This window comes from Aquisalibacillus elongatus (assembly GCF_003843875.1).
In the GTDB taxonomy this organism is placed as follows: domain Bacteria; phylum Bacillota; class Bacilli; order Bacillales; family Alkalibacillaceae; genus Aquisalibacillus; species Aquisalibacillus elongatus.
Map to the genome: position 1 here is coordinate 174,304 of NZ_RKRF01000007.1, position 16,704 is coordinate 191,007.

The window sequence follows — 16,704 nt, forward strand, 5'->3', positions numbered from 1 at the left end:
ATCGTTATGTTAGTATCACGAAAATGGTTAGAACAGTATGTTGACTTATCAAATATAAGTACAGATGATTTAGCTGAAAAAATGACGAAAAGCGGCTTAGAAGTAGAAGAGGTTACTGGGCCTGCTTTAGATGATGAAAATGTTGTTGTTGGCTATGTTGAACAGTGTGAACAGCATCCAAATGCTGATAAATTAAACCTATGTCAAGTGAATGTCGGAGAAGACGAGCTTTTACAAATTGTTTGCGGAGCGCCTAATGTGGCACAAGGTCAGTACGTTGTGGTCGCGAAACCAGGGGCTGTATTACCAGGCGGATTCAGAATTAAGAAAGCGAAGCTTCGTGGTGAGACGTCGAACGGCATGATCTGTTCACTTCAAGAGCTTGGCTATGATGAAAAATATGTTCCAGAGCAATTTAAAGACGGCATTTATGTATTTGATGAAGACGTAACTGTCGGTGAAGCGGCTTGTCCCCTTCTTAATTTAGATGATGAAGTGATTGAGATTGAACTAACAGCTAACCGTTCCGATTGTTTAAGTTTAATTGGGGTTGCATATGATGTTGCGGCGATGTACGACAAAGACATTCATCTGCCTCAACCAGAAGTCGATATTTCTTCAGGTTCATCTAGTGACTATATATCGGTCAAAATTGATGATGAAGAAGCGAATCCTTATTACGGCGCTTGGATCTTAAAAGACTTAACTATTCGTCAGTCTCCATTATGGCTGCAAAATCGCCTGATTAGTGCGGGTATTCGTCCAATCAATAACGTTGTCGATGTCACGAACTATATTTTAATGGAATACGGTCAGCCATTACACGCGTTTGACTATGATCGTTTTGGCTCAAAAGAAGTCGTTACACGTTTAGCAAACGAGGGTGAGACCATCAAAACATTAGATGGAGAAGAACGTACTTTGTCGTCACACCATTTAGTGATCACAAATGGTGAAGAACCTCATGCCATTGCAGGTGTGATGGGTGGCGAAGAATCCGAAGTTCAAGAGGATACGACGACGATTCTTCTTGAAGCGGCTTACTTTAGCCCAGGCGTGGTTAGACAAGGTTCTAAAGACCATGGTCTAAGAAGTGAAGCGAGTGCGAGATTTGAAAAAGGAATCGATATTACACGAGTAAAAGAAGCGGCGACTCGCGCTGCTCAGTTGTTATCAGAAGTGGCTGACGGCGAAGTATTAGGAAATCTTGTTGAGGAAGGCTCAACTGAAAAAGATCCTATAAACGTCTCGTTTACACAAGATGAAATAAATGCGCGAATCGGCGCTGATATTTCAATTGACGATATGAAGCAAATTATTAAGCGACTGCGTTTTAATTATGAATTAGACGGTCAGACGTTTACGGTTGAATCACCTGCACGTCGACAAGACATTGTGATTAAAGAGGATATGGTTGAAGAAATCGCAAGGTTATACGGTTATGACCGCATTCCATACACACTACCAGTTGGTGTTAGAGATAAAGGCGGATTAACGAAACGTCAAAAACTCATCAGAGAAGTTAATGACTATCTTCAAAGCGCTGGGTTAAATGAATCACTTACTTATTCTTTAACAAAAGCGGAATGGTCAACTCGATTCGTAAGTCCAGAAATACAAAACCAAAACTTATCACCAATTGGTTTGTCGCTTCCGATGACAGACTTACACAGTCACCTACGTTTAAGTGCTGTTCCAGAATTGTTATCAAGTTTACAATATAATGTCGCACGTAATCAGTACGACGTGGCATTATATGAAATCGGGTCAGTTTTCTTACAACATGAGCCAAGAAAACAACCTGAAGAAAACGTACGCTTAACGGCTGCTGTAACGGGTCATTGGGAAAACCACCCATGGCAAGGTATTAAAGTTCCCGCTGATTTCTTTGTGGTTAAAGGTGTTCTAGAAGGACTGTTCAACCACTTCTTAGACGGTCAAGTCGAATTTGAAAAAGCGGAACTTGAAGACATGCACCCTGGTCAGACAGCGGTCATGAAGCTTAATGGTGAAACAATGGGTTATGTAGGTCAGATTCACCCAATCGTCCAACGCGAGTTTGATCTTCAAGAGACGTTTGTATTTGATGTTGACTTAGACCGTGTATTAGATGAGACAGATGACGGCGAAGATTACCGTGCAATCACGAAGTATCCAACGATTGCTCAAGACTTAGCCTTCGTTGTGGATCGTGAGCTACCAGCTAAACAACTCGAGCAAGCGATTTATGAGCAAGGTCAACCTCATTTAGAGTCAGTGAAAGTATTTGACGTTTACCAAGGTGAGCATATGGAAGAAGGCAAGAAATCGATCGCTTTTAACCTTATTTTCCAAAACGATGAACGTACACTTAAAGACGAAGAAATCGAAGAAACCAGACAAGCGATTGTTCAACATCTTGAAACAGAATATCAAGCCGTATTACGCGGATAAAGTCAAATGAGCTCCAGTCAAGAAAACTGGAGCGCATATATTTTTTTATAAATTTTATGTTGTTACTAGAAAATCTAATCCGTTACTAGAGATTTATATAAAATACTAGAAAAATTATAAAAAGCTCCGTGATTTAGCCTTCACGGAGCCCTAAATACCTTATTTCTTTTTCATCAACTACTACGATATAGATATCGCCTTTTTCTTTTGGTTCATAAATTTCAGCACCTTTTGGGAGTTTAGTTGCTGAGAAGTTATCGAATTGGCTATGACTGTCTGTTACTTTTTCAACTACTCCTATTTTCTCTCCTAAAGTATAGTTCTTTTCTTGGACCCAATTTATATTCTTGGCATTTTTGTAGATGATATCATCAACCATCAGAATATCCGCATCTGGGTTATTTTCTAATATATCTTCTGCATCAAGATTCTTACTTATTTCTAAATCAGGTTGATTATTTGATTGATCGTTACAACCAACTAACAGAATTATTATAACGAAGAATAATAGTCTGTTTTTCATAATCTCCCCCCATCATTGCTTAGCCTTTTTCGTATTCGCAAAATGCACTTTTGCGATTTGGTTAAGGTAGTCTTCCCCATGAGATTTGATAATTCGTTTAGCTTGTTGATCGACGATTTTGGATGCGCCTTTTTGTAAGTCAAAACCAACTTCCTTAGACATTTGATTCATTTCGTATACGTATCTGTAACGTGCAATCATAGAAGCAGCTGCAACGGGAGTTGAGTAGCTTTCGGCTTTAGTCATAAACGTTAGTCCATCATGTGATTCGGCCCCAGTTGCTTTTACATGGCGGTGGAACACATCGGGTTCACAAAATTGGTCGATTAAAATTCCGCTCGGGTCTACCGAATCATCTAATTTACCCAAAACATTTTTAATCGCGTGATGGTGCATCCAGGCTTTTATGCGGCCTTGTGACCAACCGCGCTTTTGTAATTGATTATACTTTTCGTTTTTAAGCGTTAATGAGCTGTATACGATATCGGTTTTTAAAATGTCTTTCACGATCTTTTGGATAGTTGGGTCTTTCATGGTTTTCGAGTCTTTGACTCCTAATTCACGTAATAAAGCTTGTTGCTTCTCAGTCGCATAGACGGCAGCAACGGTTATTGGTCCAAAATAATCGCCCGTACCTGCTTCGTCTGTTCCGATATGATCTTGGTTAATCCATTTCGGTATGGCACTTTTTGTTTTAGTTTTGTTTGTTTTTGTTTCAAATTGCGAGCCCCATTTAGAAGATTCCTCTTCATGGTTGTCACCTTGGAACATGACTTTTCCAGATTCGTAAGCGGTGATGGTACAACCGTTTGCTTTAGCAGCGATTACTGCATAAGGGGGTTTTTTAGAAAGCCGATTAGGCGTATAATAATTTACAAGTTTTTTTAATGCGAGTGGGTCTAATTTGATAACACTTTGTCCCATAACGAACTCCTTTTATTATGATAAACTTATTATATCATGGTTATGAAAACTATGAATCCGTCTTATTCTACTTCCCTATTGATGTAAAATCGTGTTACTATATGGAATAGAAATGTATTTGAGGAGGACTCGTGATGTCAGAGTCAGATAAAAATAGAATCACAGTCGAAATTAATAATCGGAAGTTCACCGTCGTTGGTGAAGAATCTGCTGAACATATTAAAATGGTCGCTAGTTTAGTGGATCAAAAAATGGATGAAATCCGCTATGCTAAGCCTTCTTTAGATACATCACAAACCGCTGTTCTAACAGCCTTAAATACGATGAGCGATTACTTGAAATTAAAAGAAGAACACAACGCTCTACTGCAGAAAGAACAGAAAGAAAGGAAGAAAAACAGAAGATAAAATGGTTACCTTAATACTTTTCGTACTACTCATATTAGGATTTTTGATTGGATTAAAAAGAGGATTCATATTACAAGTATTACATATTACTGGCTTTTTAATCGCATTTATTATAGCTTTAGTTTATTTCAATGATCTAGCAGCTAATCTAGAGCTGTGGATTCCGTTTCCGGATATGACGGATCAACATTTTTGGGATTCGGTTAATTTAGAAGGCGCTTTTTATCATGGGATCGCGTTCTTTGCAATATTTTTCGTCGTTAAAATTATTATGCAAATAGTTGCGAATCTACTAGATTTTGTAGCGCATTTACCAATCTTACATAGTGTCAATAACCTTTTAGGTGGTATATTAGGTTTTATTGAAATGTATGTTATTTTATTCGTTATTTTATTCTTTGCTTCTTTAATTCCAGTTGAGTTAGTACAGGGGTTATTGGATCAATCCTCATTAGCAGGCTTTATCATCGAAAAAACACCTGTTTTCTCTGAACAATTGAAAGAAAAATGGTTTACAAATTTAAATTAATCGACGAAGGGGTTAACTCGTAGGAGTCAACCTCTTTCTTTTGATTAATACTTTAGCGTTTAGTAATCAAAAAGGTGGTTTAAATTATGGATAAAAAACAAGTGATTAAACATTTAGAAACCATTGCCACATATCTAGAACTAAAAGGTGAGAATGCCTTTAAAACCTCAGCTTATCGAAAGGCGGCTCAAGCACTTGAGCGAGATGACCGTTCATTAAACGAAATAGATGACGTTGGTGCCTTAAGTGGAATTGGCAAAGGTACGAAGGCTGTGATTGAAGAATTTATAGAACACGGTGAGACAGAGGTTTTAAACACTTTAGCCGAAGAAGTTCCTAAAGGCCTTATTCCATTACTTAAAATTCAAGGATTAGGTGGTAAGAAGTTATCTAGACTTTATCAGGAATTAGGTGTGATTGACGAGGCAACGTTGCGTAAGGCTTGTGAAAATGGAGAAGTGGCAGCCTTAAGTGGTTTTGGTAAAAAGTCAGTCGAAAAGATCTTAAAAGCGTTAGATGATGCTTATACAAGACCAGAAAGACTGCCGCTTTCTTATGTCATTCCAATAAAAAATGACATTGAAGCTCGTCTTAGAACCATTCCAGAAATTCTGGATTTCTCGGTAGCAGGAAGCCTTCGTCGTTTAAGTGAAACGGTTAAGGACTTAGATTTTATCATAGCGACGACACAACCAGAAGAAGTAGCAGAACAGTTAGTATCGTTAGAGTCTGTTAAGGAAGTTGTCTCAAAAGGGACAACTAAAGTGACAGTTGTTGTCTCCGGTGATTGGGATCTATCCGTTGACTTTCGCTTGATTGAGCCTGAACATTTTGTCACGACGTTACATCATTTCACTGGTTCGAAAGACCATAATGTAGAAATGAGACGTTTAGCTAAAGAAAAAGGCTACAAAATTAGTGAGTACGGCATTCATGATAATGATTCGGAAAACGTTTATACGTTTAAAACAGAGGAAGAATTTTTTAATTTCTTAGACTTACCTTATCTACCACCTGAGGTTAGAGAGTCTGGTGAAGAAGTATCCATCGAAAAACTGCCGGAACTAGTAGACTTAAGCCATATTAAAGGCGACTTGCACATGCATACGACCTGGAGTGATGGCGCGCAATCGATTGATGAAATGATTGAAAAAGCACAGGATAAAGGCTATCAATTCATCGCCATTACCGACCATTCGAAGTTTTTAAGAGTGGCTAATGGTTTAAATGAAAAACGTCTTCTTGAACAACGAGAGCATATTAAAAAGTGGAATGAAAAATATCCTGACATAACGGTGCTATCAGGTATTGAAATGGATATCTTACCAAATGGTCAATTGGATTTCGAAGATGACTTTTTGAAAGATATGGATTTTGTCATTGCCTCGATTCATTCAAGTTTTAGTCAATCGGAAGAACAAATTATGAGTCGATTAAAAAATGCACTTGAGTGCCCATACGTTGATATGATCGCTCACCCGACAGGTCGATTGATTGGAAAACGTGAGGGATATCCGATAAACTATGAGGAGTTCATCGATCTGGCTGTCAAAACCAACACAATTATTGAGCTAAATGCGAACCCTAATCGACTGGATTTATCATGGCATTGGCTGAAAGAAGCACAAAGTCGTGGTGCTAAAATTGCGATTAATACGGATGCGCATAACTTTACTATGCTGGACGATATGAAAGTCGGTGTACAGGCAGCTAAGAAAGGGTTCATCCGCAAAGAAAGTGTTGTAAACACCTGGAGCATCGATGAATTGCTTAGGTTTTTAAAGCAGAAAAAAGGTGATTAATATGAATAATAAAATTCTAAATCAGTTAGAATTTCCTAAAATTAAAGATTGGCTTCAAAGTCATGCTTCTAATAGTTTAGGGAAGGAATTAGCCAATAAATTATCACCATCAATGGATTTAGACGAAGTTGTCCATTGGCAGGAAGAAACTGATGAGGCCGTAACCGTATTAAGACTAAAGGGAAATGTGCCTTTAGGTGGGATTACAGATATTCGACCTAATATCAAAAGAGCGAGTATTGGTGGTATTTTATATGCTAGCGAACTTCTAGAGATTTCAAATACATTATACGGCGGAAAACAATTCAAACATTTTATTGAGCAATTAGAAGATGTTGAAATCCCTCATTTGCGTCAATATGCTGATCAGATTGTTCCGCTTAATCAATTAGAACGATCAATCAAAAGCTGTATTGATGATTACGGCAATGTGATGGACGGTGCATCAAGTCGACTTAGAACCGTTCGTAATCAAATTCGTTCTTATGAAAGCCGCATTAGAGATCAGCTAGAACAATACACAAAATCGAAAAGCCAGATGTTATCGGATGCCATAGTTACGATACGTAATGAACGCTATGTGCTACCGGTGAAGCAAGAATATCGTTCGACGTTTGGCGGGATTGTTCACGATCAATCATCATCAGGTCAGACGCTATTTATTGAGCCTCAATCCGTCGTCGAACTTAATAATAAACTTCAAGAAGCGAAAGTGGAAGAAGGACATGAAATTGAGCGTATTTTGAAGGAATTATCAGGTCTTGTAGAAGCAGATGCAACCCTGTTAAGACAAAATGTTAATCTTCTTCAGCAAGTTGATTTCATTGTCGCTAAGGGGAAACTTTCGCGTCAGCTAAAAGCTGCCAAACCGACGATGAATCAAAACGGTTATATTCTTATGAGACAGGCTCGTCATCCACTAATTGAAGATGATGAAGTCGTAAGTAATGATGTTGAAATTGGTCAGGACTATACGGCCATTGTTATCACAGGTCCGAACACAGGTGGTAAAACCGTCACGCTCAAAATGGTTGGCTTATGTACATTAATGGCTCAATCAGGTTTGCAAGTACCGGCTCAAGACGGTTGTGAATTAGCGGTATTTGACCATGTTTTTGCAGATATTGGTGATGAGCAATCAATTGAGCAAAGTCTAAGTACGTTCTCATCTCACATGAGTAATATTGTTAATATTTTAGACGAAGTCAATTCCAATTCATTAGTTTTATTCGATGAACTAGGTGCTGGAACGGACCCGCAGGAAGGTGCGGGGTTAGCTATGGCAATCTTGGACTATGTCGTTGGTAGAAACGCTCGCATTATTGCGACAACGCACTATCCTGAGCTTAAAGCTTACGGTTTTAACCGTGATGAAGTCATCAACGCCTCAGTCGAATTTGACGTGACGACACTACAGCCGACTTATCGTCTCTTATTAGGTGTACCAGGTCGTAGTAATGCCTTTGATATTTCAAAACGACTTGGTTTAAATGATTCGGTAATCGAACAGGCCAAATCCATGGTTAGTGATGATTCACGTTCTGTTGAAAACATGATTTCATCTTTAGAAGACTCTAGACGAAAAGCTGAGAGTCGTTTTGAAGAAGCGGATCAATTACTTGAGGATGCGAGCAATCTTCATGATTCGTTAAATCGTGAATATGAACAATATTTAAATCAGAAGCAGCAGTACAGGGAAAAAGCTAAAGAAAAAGCTTCTAAAATTGTTGAAAAAGCTGAGCAAGATGCAGAGAGCATCTTAAAAGAAATTCGTGAAATGAAAGATGAAGCTCATATTAAAGAGCATCGCTTTATTGATGCGAAGAAGAAATTAACCGATCAGAAAGAACAATTAGAAGCAGATACAAAAGATAATCAGCCTAAGAAAAAGGCTAAACAAACGCAGAAACTGTTACCTGGCGATGAAGTTCATGTGTTATCCTTTAATCAAAATGGACATATCGTTGAACAAGTGAGTAATAAAGAATACGAAGTTCAGCTAGGAATTCTAAAAATGAAAGTTCCAGCAGATCAAATAGAATTCGTTAAACGTGAGGATCCTTTAAATACAAAACCGATGACGAAAGTAAAAGGGCAACACCATCATGTAAAACCCGAATTAGATCTACGTGGAGAACGTTACGAAGATGCGATTCAGCGATTGGAGAAATACGTTGATGAAGCTTTATTAGCAAATTTCCATCAGGTTTCCATTATTCACGGTAAAGGAACTGGAGTTCTCATGAAAGGTGTCCAAAAATTTGCAGATGAGCATCCATCTATTAAAGGTAAACGATTTGGCCATGCTAATGAAGGCGGAAATGGTGTGACGATATTAGAGCTAAAGTAGTCTAATATCGGTTTTACGCGCATATTATGTAGAGAGGACATAGGGATATGGAGACACTAGCTAAAGTTTTAATAGTTGTTGCTATTTTGTTTGTTGTGGTAGGGATTTTCTTTTTAATTTATAGTTAATGATGACGTAGCTCATATAGCATTGTCTTTACGACATATAATGTTAGAGAGCTACTTTTTTTGAGGTGTTTTTGTCTGATAATTAAAATAATTATTTTAATTTTCAACTAATGTTGTTTATAATATTAAGTAATATAAATTAAAGGAGGCTATTAATTAATGGGGGTAGATTTAACAAAACCTTGGTTTAAGCACTACCCAGAGGAAGTGCCGAAGACGATGGAGTATGACAACAGGCCTTTACATGGATTGCTTATGGACGCAGCAGAGAATTACCCAGATAAAGTCGCTATTCATTTTATGGGGAAAGAATTAACGTACCAGGAGGTATATGATTCAGCAAAGAAATTTGCAAGCTATTTGCAAGGCCTTGGTCTTGAAAAAGGTGATCGGGTAGCAATCATGCTTCCAAACTCACCTCAATCGGTGATCTCTTATTACGGGGCATTGCTTGCAGGTGGAATTGTTGTACAAACAAACCCGCTGTACACCGAAAGAGAATTAGAGTACCAAATGAAAGATTCAGGTGCTAAGTTTTTAGTTTGTCTAGATATTTTATTACCTCGAGCAAATAATGTGAAAGGTGAAACTAATTTAGAGCACTTAATTGTAACCGGTATCAAAGACTACTTACCGTTTCCTAAGAATTTAGTCTATCCTTTTATACAAAAGCGTGAGTATAACATGGTCGTTAAGCCTGAGCATGCAGGTGACACTCACGTTTGGACGAAAATGCTAGAAGAAGCAAGCGGAAATGTGACGATGCATGAGTTTGACCCTGAAGAAGATCTTGCTCTACTACAATACACTGGCGGTACAACAGGTTATCCAAAAGGTGTCATGTTAACGCATCACAATTTAGTTTCCAACACACAAATGTCTAAAGCTTGGATTTATAAAGCTGAGTATGGTAAAGAGACTGTTTTAGGAATTTTACCATTCTTCCATGTTTACGGTATGACAGCCGTGATGAATTTATCCATCATGATGGCACAAAAAATGGTGTTAGTGCCTAAGTTTGATGTCGATACGGTCTTGAAGTTAATCGAAAAGGAAAAACCTACGTTATTCCCAGGTGCACCAACCATTTATATTGGATTACTTAACCATCCAAAGATTCAAAAGTATGACTTATCTTCTATTGAAGCATGCTTGAGTGGATCAGCACCATTACCTGTTGAAGTTCAACAAAACTTTGAAAAAGTAACAGGTGGAAAGTTAGTTGAAGGATATGGTTTAACGGAATCATCTCCTGTTACGCATTCAAATTTAATTTATGACGATCGCCGAGCTGGCACGATTGGAATACCTTGGCCAGATACCGACTCAAAGATTTTTAAACCGGATACACTAGAAGAAATGCCTGTCGGTGAAGTTGGCGAAGTGGCTGTTAAAGGCCCTCAAATTATGAAAGGTTATTGGAATCGTCCTGAAGAAACAGAAAACACCTTAAAAGACGGGTGGCTTTTAACAGGTGATATGGGATATATGAATGAAGATGGTTACTTCTATATTGTGGACCGTAAAAAAGATATGATTATTGCTGGTGGATTTAATATTTACCCTAGAGAAGTCGAAGAAGTATTATATGAACACGAAGCAATAGCAGAAACGGTTGTAGCTGGAATACCAGATCCTTATAGAGGTGAGACAGTTAAAGCGTATATTGTGCTGAAAGATGGCGCACAACTAACAGAAGAAGAGTTAGACCAATATTGCCGAGAAAACTTAGCAGCATTTAAAGTACCTAAGTTGTATGAATTTAGAGAGGAATTACCAAAAACGGCAGTAGGAAAAATCTTAAGGAGAAAATTAGTCGATGAAGAAAAAGAAAAAATGGAACAGGAAAAAGCGAATTCATCTTCTTAATAAGTTGACAGTTTTCACTTTAGGCTATATTATAATAACTGAATGACCATTCATTCAGTTAAGGAGTATTATGTATGAAGAACACCAAACCTAAATATAAAAAAATTATCGATGCAGCAGTTGAAGTTATTGCTGAAAATGGTTATCATTCATCGCAAGTATCCAAGATTGCTAAACGAGCTGGTGTTGCGGATGGAACAATTTATTTATACTTTAAGAACAAAGAAGATATTTTAGTATCTGTGTTCCAAGAAAAGATGGGCCAATTTATTGAAAGAATTGAAAATCAAATTAATGATCACGAAACAGCTGACAAAAAATTGTATTCTCTAATTGAAATGCATTTTAGACAGTTAGCTGAAGATCCACATTTGGCCATCGTTACACAGTTAGAGTTAAGGCAATCTAAGAAAGAATTAAGATTAAAAATTAATGAAGTACTTAAACGTTATTTAGCTTTGGTTGATGATATTTTAAAGGAAGGGATGGAAGAGGGAGTCTTCCATTCCCACCTTAATATTAAACTGGTTCGCCAAATCATCTTTGGTATGTTAGATGAAATTGTGACGAACTGGGTTATGAAAGAACAAAGATATGATTTAGTAGACCAAGCTAAAGAAGTCCATTTCGTTATCTCAAATGGATTAAAAATACATCAATCATAAGGGAGTTGTCTTGATGGAGCATTTATCTTGGACTAAAGAAGGACAGGTTGCTCAAGTAATCATCAATAGCCCACCAGCCAATGCCTTATCTTCAGGAATTTTGAAAGATCTTTCATCGGTTTTGGATGATATCGATCAAGACCCGTCAATTAAGGCAATTTTGTTAAAAGGAGAAGGAAAGTTCTTCTCTGCTGGGGCAGATATTAAAGAGTTTACAACATTCCAAAATGAAAGCGATTATGCAGGTTTAGCTAAGAAAGGACAAGACCTTTTTAACCGCTTAGAAAACTATCACATTCCAGTCATTGCATCTATTCATGGTGCAGCATTGGGCGGAGGACTTGAATTAGCTATGGCTTGTCATGTGAGAATCGTGACGAAACAAGCTAAATTAGGCCTGCCTGAGTTGAGTCTAGGTATAATTCCAGGGTTTGCAGGTTCTCAACGTCTACCTCGATATGTCGGTTTACCAAAGGCATACGAAATGATTTTATCAGGTGAACCAATATCAGGTGAGGAAGCTGCACAATATGGATTAGCTAATCATGCAGTTGATGAGGAAGAATTAGATTCATTTTCTATGAATCTAGCAAACAAGTTTGCTAGTAAGAGTGGTCCATCTATTCAAGCAGTAATGAAGTTATTACCTTACGCTCAAACGTCTCAATTCCAAAATGGCGTTAACTTAGAAGCTGAGGAATTTGGAAAAGTTTTTGGTAATGATGATGCGAAAGAAGGTATTTCAGCATTCATAGAAAAGCGTCAACCTAATTTCAAAGATCAATAGATTTAAAGGAGGTAATCCTATGAACATTTATGTTCTAATGAAAAAGACATTTGATACAGAAGAGAAGATTCAGATTGATGGGGGAGTTATTGAGGAAGAAGGTGCAGAATTCATCATTAACCCATATGATGAATATGCAATTGAAGAAGCTATCAAAATCCGTGATGATCACGGTGGCGAAGTAACAGTTGTCACAGTTGGTGATGAAGAATCAGAACAACAGCTTCGTACGGCTCTAGCTATGGGAGCAGATAAAGCAGTTCTAGTAAACACTGAAGATGACCTAGAAGATGGCGATCAGTATTCTACTGTTCGAATTCTAGAAGCATATTTTGAAGATAAAGATGTAGATATCATCTTAGCCGGTAACGTGGCGATTGATGAGGCAAGTGGTCAAGTAGGTCCAAGACTTGCTGATAAATTAGATATTCCTTATGTCACGACGATTACGAATTTAGAAATTGGTGGCGAAGACGTTAAGATTGTTCGCGATGTTGAAGGTGACGAAGAGACAGTTGAAACGTCATTACCACTATTGGTGACATGTCAGCAAGGGTTAAACGAGCCTCGTTATCCTTCTTTACCAGGTATTATGAAAGCGAAGAAGAAACCGCTTGAAGAACTAGAATTAGATGATTTAGATCTAGATGAAGATGATGTTGAAGCGAAAACCGAAACAGTAGAAGTTTTCCTTCCACCTGAAAAAGAGGCTGGTAGAGTATTAGAAGGCGAAACAGAAGACCAAGTGAAAGAATTGGTATCACTACTAAAAACAGAAGCGAAAGTACTTTAATTTGACAGGTGTAGAAAGGAGAATGTAACCATGACAAAATTATTAGCATTTGCAGAATTAAAAGATGGTGAGGCTCGTAACGTTTCGTTTGAAACCGTTTCAGCTGCTCGCCAAATAGATGAAAGTGCAGAAGTAGTTGGAATTGTACTTGGAAGCGAAAACGTTGAAGATGCAGCGAATCAAATGATTCAGTTTGGAGCAGACCGAGCTGTTACAGTAACTGATGAAAAATTAGCTAATTACACATCAGATGCTTATACTCAAGCTGCTATGGCAGTCATTGAACAAGAGGACCCAGACGGCATGGTCATGGGCCATACGTCATCGGGTAAAGATTTATCCCCTCGTTTAGCAAGTAAACTAGACAGTGGGCTTATTTCTGATATTACAGGTGTTGAAGGTGACCAGTTTGTAAGACCTATTTATTCAGGAAAAGCATTTGAGAAAAAGTCGATTAAAGGCGGTAAAACATTTGTGACGATTCGTCCAAATAACATTGCACCATTAGATAAAGACGAAAGCCGTTCAGGCGATGTGTCATCAGTAGATGTTGAGATTAAGGATCTACGTACGATCATTAAAGACGTTGTACGTAAAGCATCAGATGGTGTTGACTTATCAGAAGCGAATATTATTGTAGCTGGCGGCCGCGGAGTGAAAAGTGAAGAGGGCTTTGAGCCGCTTCATGAATTAGCTGACGAATTAGGTGCAGCAGTTGGTGCCTCTCGTGGTGCGTGTGATGCAGGATATTGTGATTATTCCCTACAAATCGGACAGACAGGTAAAGTTGTAACACCTGATTTATATATTGCTTGCGGGATATCAGGTGCGATTCAGCACTTAGCTGGTATGTCGAACTCAAAAGTCATCGTCGCGATTAACAAAGACCCAGAAGCAAATATCTTCAACGTTGCAGACTACGGCATCGTAGGCGATTTATTCGACGTCGTACCTAAGTTAACTGAAGAAATTAAAGCACAAGCCTAATTTTTGACAATGAGTTCTTTACCTAATATAAATGGTAAAGAGCTCATTTATTTTAAGACAAAATTATTGAGTGCTCAAAACAATACTTTTTAACCCAAATTTAAATGACAAACAAAGTATTGGAAAAGATAATATTTAACGTGCTATACTTACGTTACACTTGAAATTGAGGAGGATATTGTACTATGGCTATTTCAAAAGCAACTGATCAAACTTTTAATGAAGAAATTTCAGATGGATTAGTTCTTGTAGATTTTTGGGCAGCTTGGTGTGGCCCTTGTAAAATGATTGCACCTGTATTAGAAGAACTTGACTCTGAAATGGAAGATCAAGTTAAAATCGTTAAATTAGACGTTGATGAAAACCAGGAAACAGCACAAAAATATGGTGTTATGAGTATTCCAACGCTAATTCTTTTCAAAGACGGTGAAAAAGTCGATCAAGCGATGGGCTTCCAGCCTAAAGAGGCGTTACAACAATTTGTACAAAAACATGCATAATGCATTGAAGAGCTAACTATCATGGTTAGCTCTTCTTTTTATATTCAATGCTCCTCATGGTAAAATGAGAGTTGAGGTGTTGGTCATGTCAGATCAAATTAAAGAAAAATTAGCAATTTTACCAGATAAACCTGGATGTTACTTAATGAAAAGTAAAAAGGGAGAAGTCATCTACGTTGGTAAGTCAAAAATCCTTAAAAATCGGGTGCGATCTTATTTCACGAGCGCCAATGACTTAAAAACACAACGATTAGTTAATGAAATTGCGGACTTCGAATATATTGTCACGTCTTCTGAAATGGAGGCGTTAATTTTAGAAATGAATTTAATCAAAAAGTATGACCCTAAATATAACGTCATGCTTAAAGATGATAAGAGTTACCCATTTCTAAAAATCACGAACGAGGAACATCCACGTTTGTTAGTAACGCGACAAGTCAAAAAAGACAAAGCGAAATACTTTGGCCCTTATACCAATGTTTATTCTGCTAGAGAAACTAAAAAATTATTAGACCGACTCTATCCGCTAAGAAAATGTAATGTCATGCCTAAAAGGGTCTGTTTATATTATCATATTAACCAGTGCCTAGGACCATGTGAGTATCCTGTTAGTCAGGAAACAAATGAGGATCTCGTCCAAAAGATTACGTCATTTTTAAGTGGTGGACATAAAGAAATCAAACAAGAACTAACAGAAAAAATGCATCGGTTCTCAGAAAACCTAGATTTTGAAAAGGCCAAAGAGTATCGCGACTTAATTGAGCATATCGAAAGTGTGATGGAGAAACAAAAAATGGATCTGCATGACATGACTGACCGTGATGTCTTCGGATTTGCCTACGATAAAGGCTGGATGTGTATTCAAGTCTTCTTTATTAGACAAGGGAAATTAATCGAACGCGATATATCGCTTTTTCCTTTTTATAATGATCCCAATGAGTCATTTATTAGTTATGTTGCTCAATTTTACCAGCATTCAAACCACATAAAACCGAAAGAGATTTTTGTTCCGATCGGCAGTGATAAGGAACTATTAGCTAATGTGTTAGATGTAAAAGTTAAAACCCCTCTCCGTGGTAAGAAAAAAGATCTAGTTGAACTGGCTTTAGAAAATGCTCAAATTGCTTTAAATGAAAAATTTTCACTTATCGAGCAAGATGAAGAACGAACGATTAATGCCGTCGAGAGGTTAGGTGAGATTTTAAATATTGAAACGCCTCACCGAATAGAAGCTTTTGATAACTCGAATATTCAAGGGACTGACCCTGTATCTGCAATGGTTACATTTATCGATGGGAAACCGAAGAAGAATGAGTACCGTAAATATAAAATTAAGACGGTTGATTCGCCTGATGACTACGAAACGATGCGAGAAGTGATTCGCAGACGGTATAAACGCGTATTGAAAGAAGAAAGGCCATTACCGGATTTAATCATGGTAGATGGCGCAAAAGGTCAGATGTCTGCTGCACTCGATGTTTTAGAAAATGAATTAGGGTTAGATATTCCATTGTGCGGTCTCGCAAAGGATGATAAACATAAAACAAGCGAATTGTTATATGGTGATCCACCTGAGACAGTACCACTTAAGCGTAATGAACAATCGTTTTATTTAATTCAACGCATTCAAGATGAGGTTCACCGCTTTGCTATTACATTCCATAGGCAGTTACGAGGAAAAAGTGCTTTCCAATCAAGTTTGGATGAAATAGAGGGCATTGGACCGAAGCGTAAACGTTTATTAATTCAACATTTTGGTTCAATCGACGAAATTAAAAACGCAGATATTGAAGATATGACTAAATTAGGTATTCCATCGCATATTGCAGAGAATATACAGTCGTATTTCTTGAATGAAAATGAACAGGCTGACGAAAACTAACCATTGATTGTAGAAAAGTGTAGAAAAGTGTCGTTGTGGTTGGTAAGGATTTCTTGACGCTTTAATTGGTTAGAAGTACAATAAAACATGTCATGTTTACTTTTATGATTGTCTAATTGAAAGAA

14 protein-coding genes are annotated in these 16,704 nt (G+C 37.6%); 12 read left to right on the top strand and 2 right to left on the bottom strand.

What is annotated here, in order from left to right; all coding sequences use genetic code 11:
* Positions 1-6 precede the first annotated feature (6 nt).
* Entirely contained in the window at positions 7-2,433 is a 2,427-nt protein-coding gene (pheT, locus tag EDC24_RS01415) for a phenylalanine--tRNA ligase subunit beta (protein ID WP_124219082.1), read from the top strand.
* 133 nt (positions 2,434-2,566) lie between these two features.
* Here pheT and EDC24_RS01420 read toward each other — a convergent pair whose 3' ends face one another.
* Together EDC24_RS01420 and rnhC are read right to left on the bottom strand one after the other, a co-directional pair.
* Positions 2,567-2,956 (bottom strand): hypothetical protein, encoded by a 390-nt coding sequence (locus tag EDC24_RS01420; RefSeq protein WP_124219083.1) that lies wholly within the window; start codon positions 2,954-2,956, stop codon positions 2,567-2,569.
* Between the two features lie 12 nt (positions 2,957-2,968).
* Positions 2,969-3,880: a ribonuclease HIII gene (rnhC, locus tag EDC24_RS01425; RefSeq protein WP_124219084.1), complete on the bottom strand. Its 912-nt coding sequence runs from the start codon at positions 3,878-3,880 to the stop codon at positions 2,969-2,971.
* A 134-nt stretch (positions 3,881-4,014) separates the two neighbouring features.
* On the opposite strand from rnhC, the gene zapA reads away from it, so the two are divergent.
* The 11 genes from zapA (at position 4,015) to uvrC (ending at position 16,579) form a co-directional block, all read left to right on the top strand.
* Positions 4,015-4,287 carry a cell division protein ZapA gene (zapA, locus tag EDC24_RS01430; protein WP_124219085.1) on the top strand — a complete coding sequence of 91 codons (273 nt, stop codon included), beginning with the start codon at positions 4,015-4,017 and terminating at the stop codon, positions 4,285-4,287.
* A 1-nt stretch (position 4,288) separates the two neighbouring features.
* Complete coding sequence (locus tag EDC24_RS01435; RefSeq protein ID WP_124219086.1) at positions 4,289-4,816, top strand: CvpA family protein; 528 nt, start codon at positions 4,289-4,291, stop codon at positions 4,814-4,816.
* 86 nt (positions 4,817-4,902) lie between these two features.
* Entirely contained in the window at positions 4,903-6,618 is a 1,716-nt protein-coding gene (gene polX / locus EDC24_RS01440) for a DNA polymerase/3'-5' exonuclease PolX (protein WP_124219087.1), read from the top strand.
* A gap of 1 nt (position 6,619) precedes the next feature.
* The gene (locus EDC24_RS01445) at positions 6,620-8,968 is read left to right on the top strand and encodes an endonuclease MutS2 (RefSeq protein WP_124219088.1); all 2,349 of its coding nucleotides are present in this window, start codon (positions 6,620-6,622) and stop codon (positions 8,966-8,968) included.
* A gap of 287 nt (positions 8,969-9,255) precedes the next feature.
* Entirely contained in the window at positions 9,256-10,965 is a 1,710-nt protein-coding gene (locus EDC24_RS01450; RefSeq protein ID WP_124219089.1) for a long-chain-fatty-acid--CoA ligase, read from the top strand.
* Between the two features lie 74 nt (positions 10,966-11,039).
* Positions 11,040-11,630, top strand: a complete 591-nt coding sequence (locus tag EDC24_RS01455; protein ID WP_124219090.1) for a fatty acid metabolism transcriptional regulator FadR — start codon at positions 11,040-11,042, stop codon at positions 11,628-11,630.
* Positions 11,631-11,643: 13 nt separating this feature from the next.
* Positions 11,644-12,417: an enoyl-CoA hydratase gene (locus EDC24_RS01460; protein ID WP_124219091.1), complete on the top strand. Its 774-nt coding sequence runs from the start codon at positions 11,644-11,646 to the stop codon at positions 12,415-12,417.
* 19 nt (positions 12,418-12,436) lie between these two features.
* Positions 12,437-13,210: an electron transfer flavoprotein subunit beta/FixA family protein gene (locus tag EDC24_RS01465; RefSeq protein ID WP_124219092.1), complete on the top strand. Its 774-nt coding sequence runs from the start codon at positions 12,437-12,439 to the stop codon at positions 13,208-13,210.
* 30 nt (positions 13,211-13,240) lie between these two features.
* Complete coding sequence (locus tag EDC24_RS01470) at positions 13,241-14,197, top strand: electron transfer flavoprotein subunit alpha/FixB family protein (RefSeq protein ID WP_124219093.1); 957 nt, start codon at positions 13,241-13,243, stop codon at positions 14,195-14,197.
* 185 nt (positions 14,198-14,382) lie between these two features.
* Positions 14,383-14,697: a thioredoxin gene (gene trxA, locus EDC24_RS01475; protein ID WP_124219094.1), complete on the top strand. Its 315-nt coding sequence runs from the start codon at positions 14,383-14,385 to the stop codon at positions 14,695-14,697.
* Positions 14,698-14,782: 85 nt separating this feature from the next.
* A complete protein-coding gene (gene uvrC / locus EDC24_RS01480; protein ID WP_124219095.1) occupies positions 14,783-16,579 on the top strand; it encodes an excinuclease ABC subunit UvrC in 1,797 nt (598 codons plus the stop codon).
* Positions 16,580-16,704 lie beyond the last annotated feature (125 nt).

Coding starts and splice junctions, on each gene's coding strand:
- pheT (WP_124219082.1), top strand. CDS start 7: ATGTTAGTATCACGAAAATGGTTAGAACAGTATGTTGACTTATCAAAT.
- EDC24_RS01420 (WP_124219083.1), bottom strand. CDS start 2,956: ATGAAAAACAGACTATTATTCTTCGTTATAATAATTCTGTTAGTTGGT.
- rnhC (WP_124219084.1), bottom strand. CDS start 3,880: ATGGGACAAAGTGTTATCAAATTAGACCCACTCGCATTAAAAAAACTT.
- zapA (WP_124219085.1), top strand. CDS start 4,015: ATGTCAGAGTCAGATAAAAATAGAATCACAGTCGAAATTAATAATCGG.
- EDC24_RS01435 (WP_124219086.1), top strand. CDS start 4,289: ATGGTTACCTTAATACTTTTCGTACTACTCATATTAGGATTTTTGATT.
- polX (WP_124219087.1), top strand. CDS start 4,903: ATGGATAAAAAACAAGTGATTAAACATTTAGAAACCATTGCCACATAT.
- EDC24_RS01445 (WP_124219088.1), top strand. CDS start 6,620: ATGAATAATAAAATTCTAAATCAGTTAGAATTTCCTAAAATTAAAGAT.
- EDC24_RS01450 (WP_124219089.1), top strand. CDS start 9,256: ATGGGGGTAGATTTAACAAAACCTTGGTTTAAGCACTACCCAGAGGAA.
- EDC24_RS01455 (WP_124219090.1), top strand. CDS start 11,040: ATGAAGAACACCAAACCTAAATATAAAAAAATTATCGATGCAGCAGTT.
- EDC24_RS01460 (WP_124219091.1), top strand. CDS start 11,644: ATGGAGCATTTATCTTGGACTAAAGAAGGACAGGTTGCTCAAGTAATC.
- EDC24_RS01465 (WP_124219092.1), top strand. CDS start 12,437: ATGAACATTTATGTTCTAATGAAAAAGACATTTGATACAGAAGAGAAG.
- EDC24_RS01470 (WP_124219093.1), top strand. CDS start 13,241: ATGACAAAATTATTAGCATTTGCAGAATTAAAAGATGGTGAGGCTCGT.
- trxA (WP_124219094.1), top strand. CDS start 14,383: ATGGCTATTTCAAAAGCAACTGATCAAACTTTTAATGAAGAAATTTCA.
- uvrC (WP_124219095.1), top strand. CDS start 14,783: ATGTCAGATCAAATTAAAGAAAAATTAGCAATTTTACCAGATAAACCT.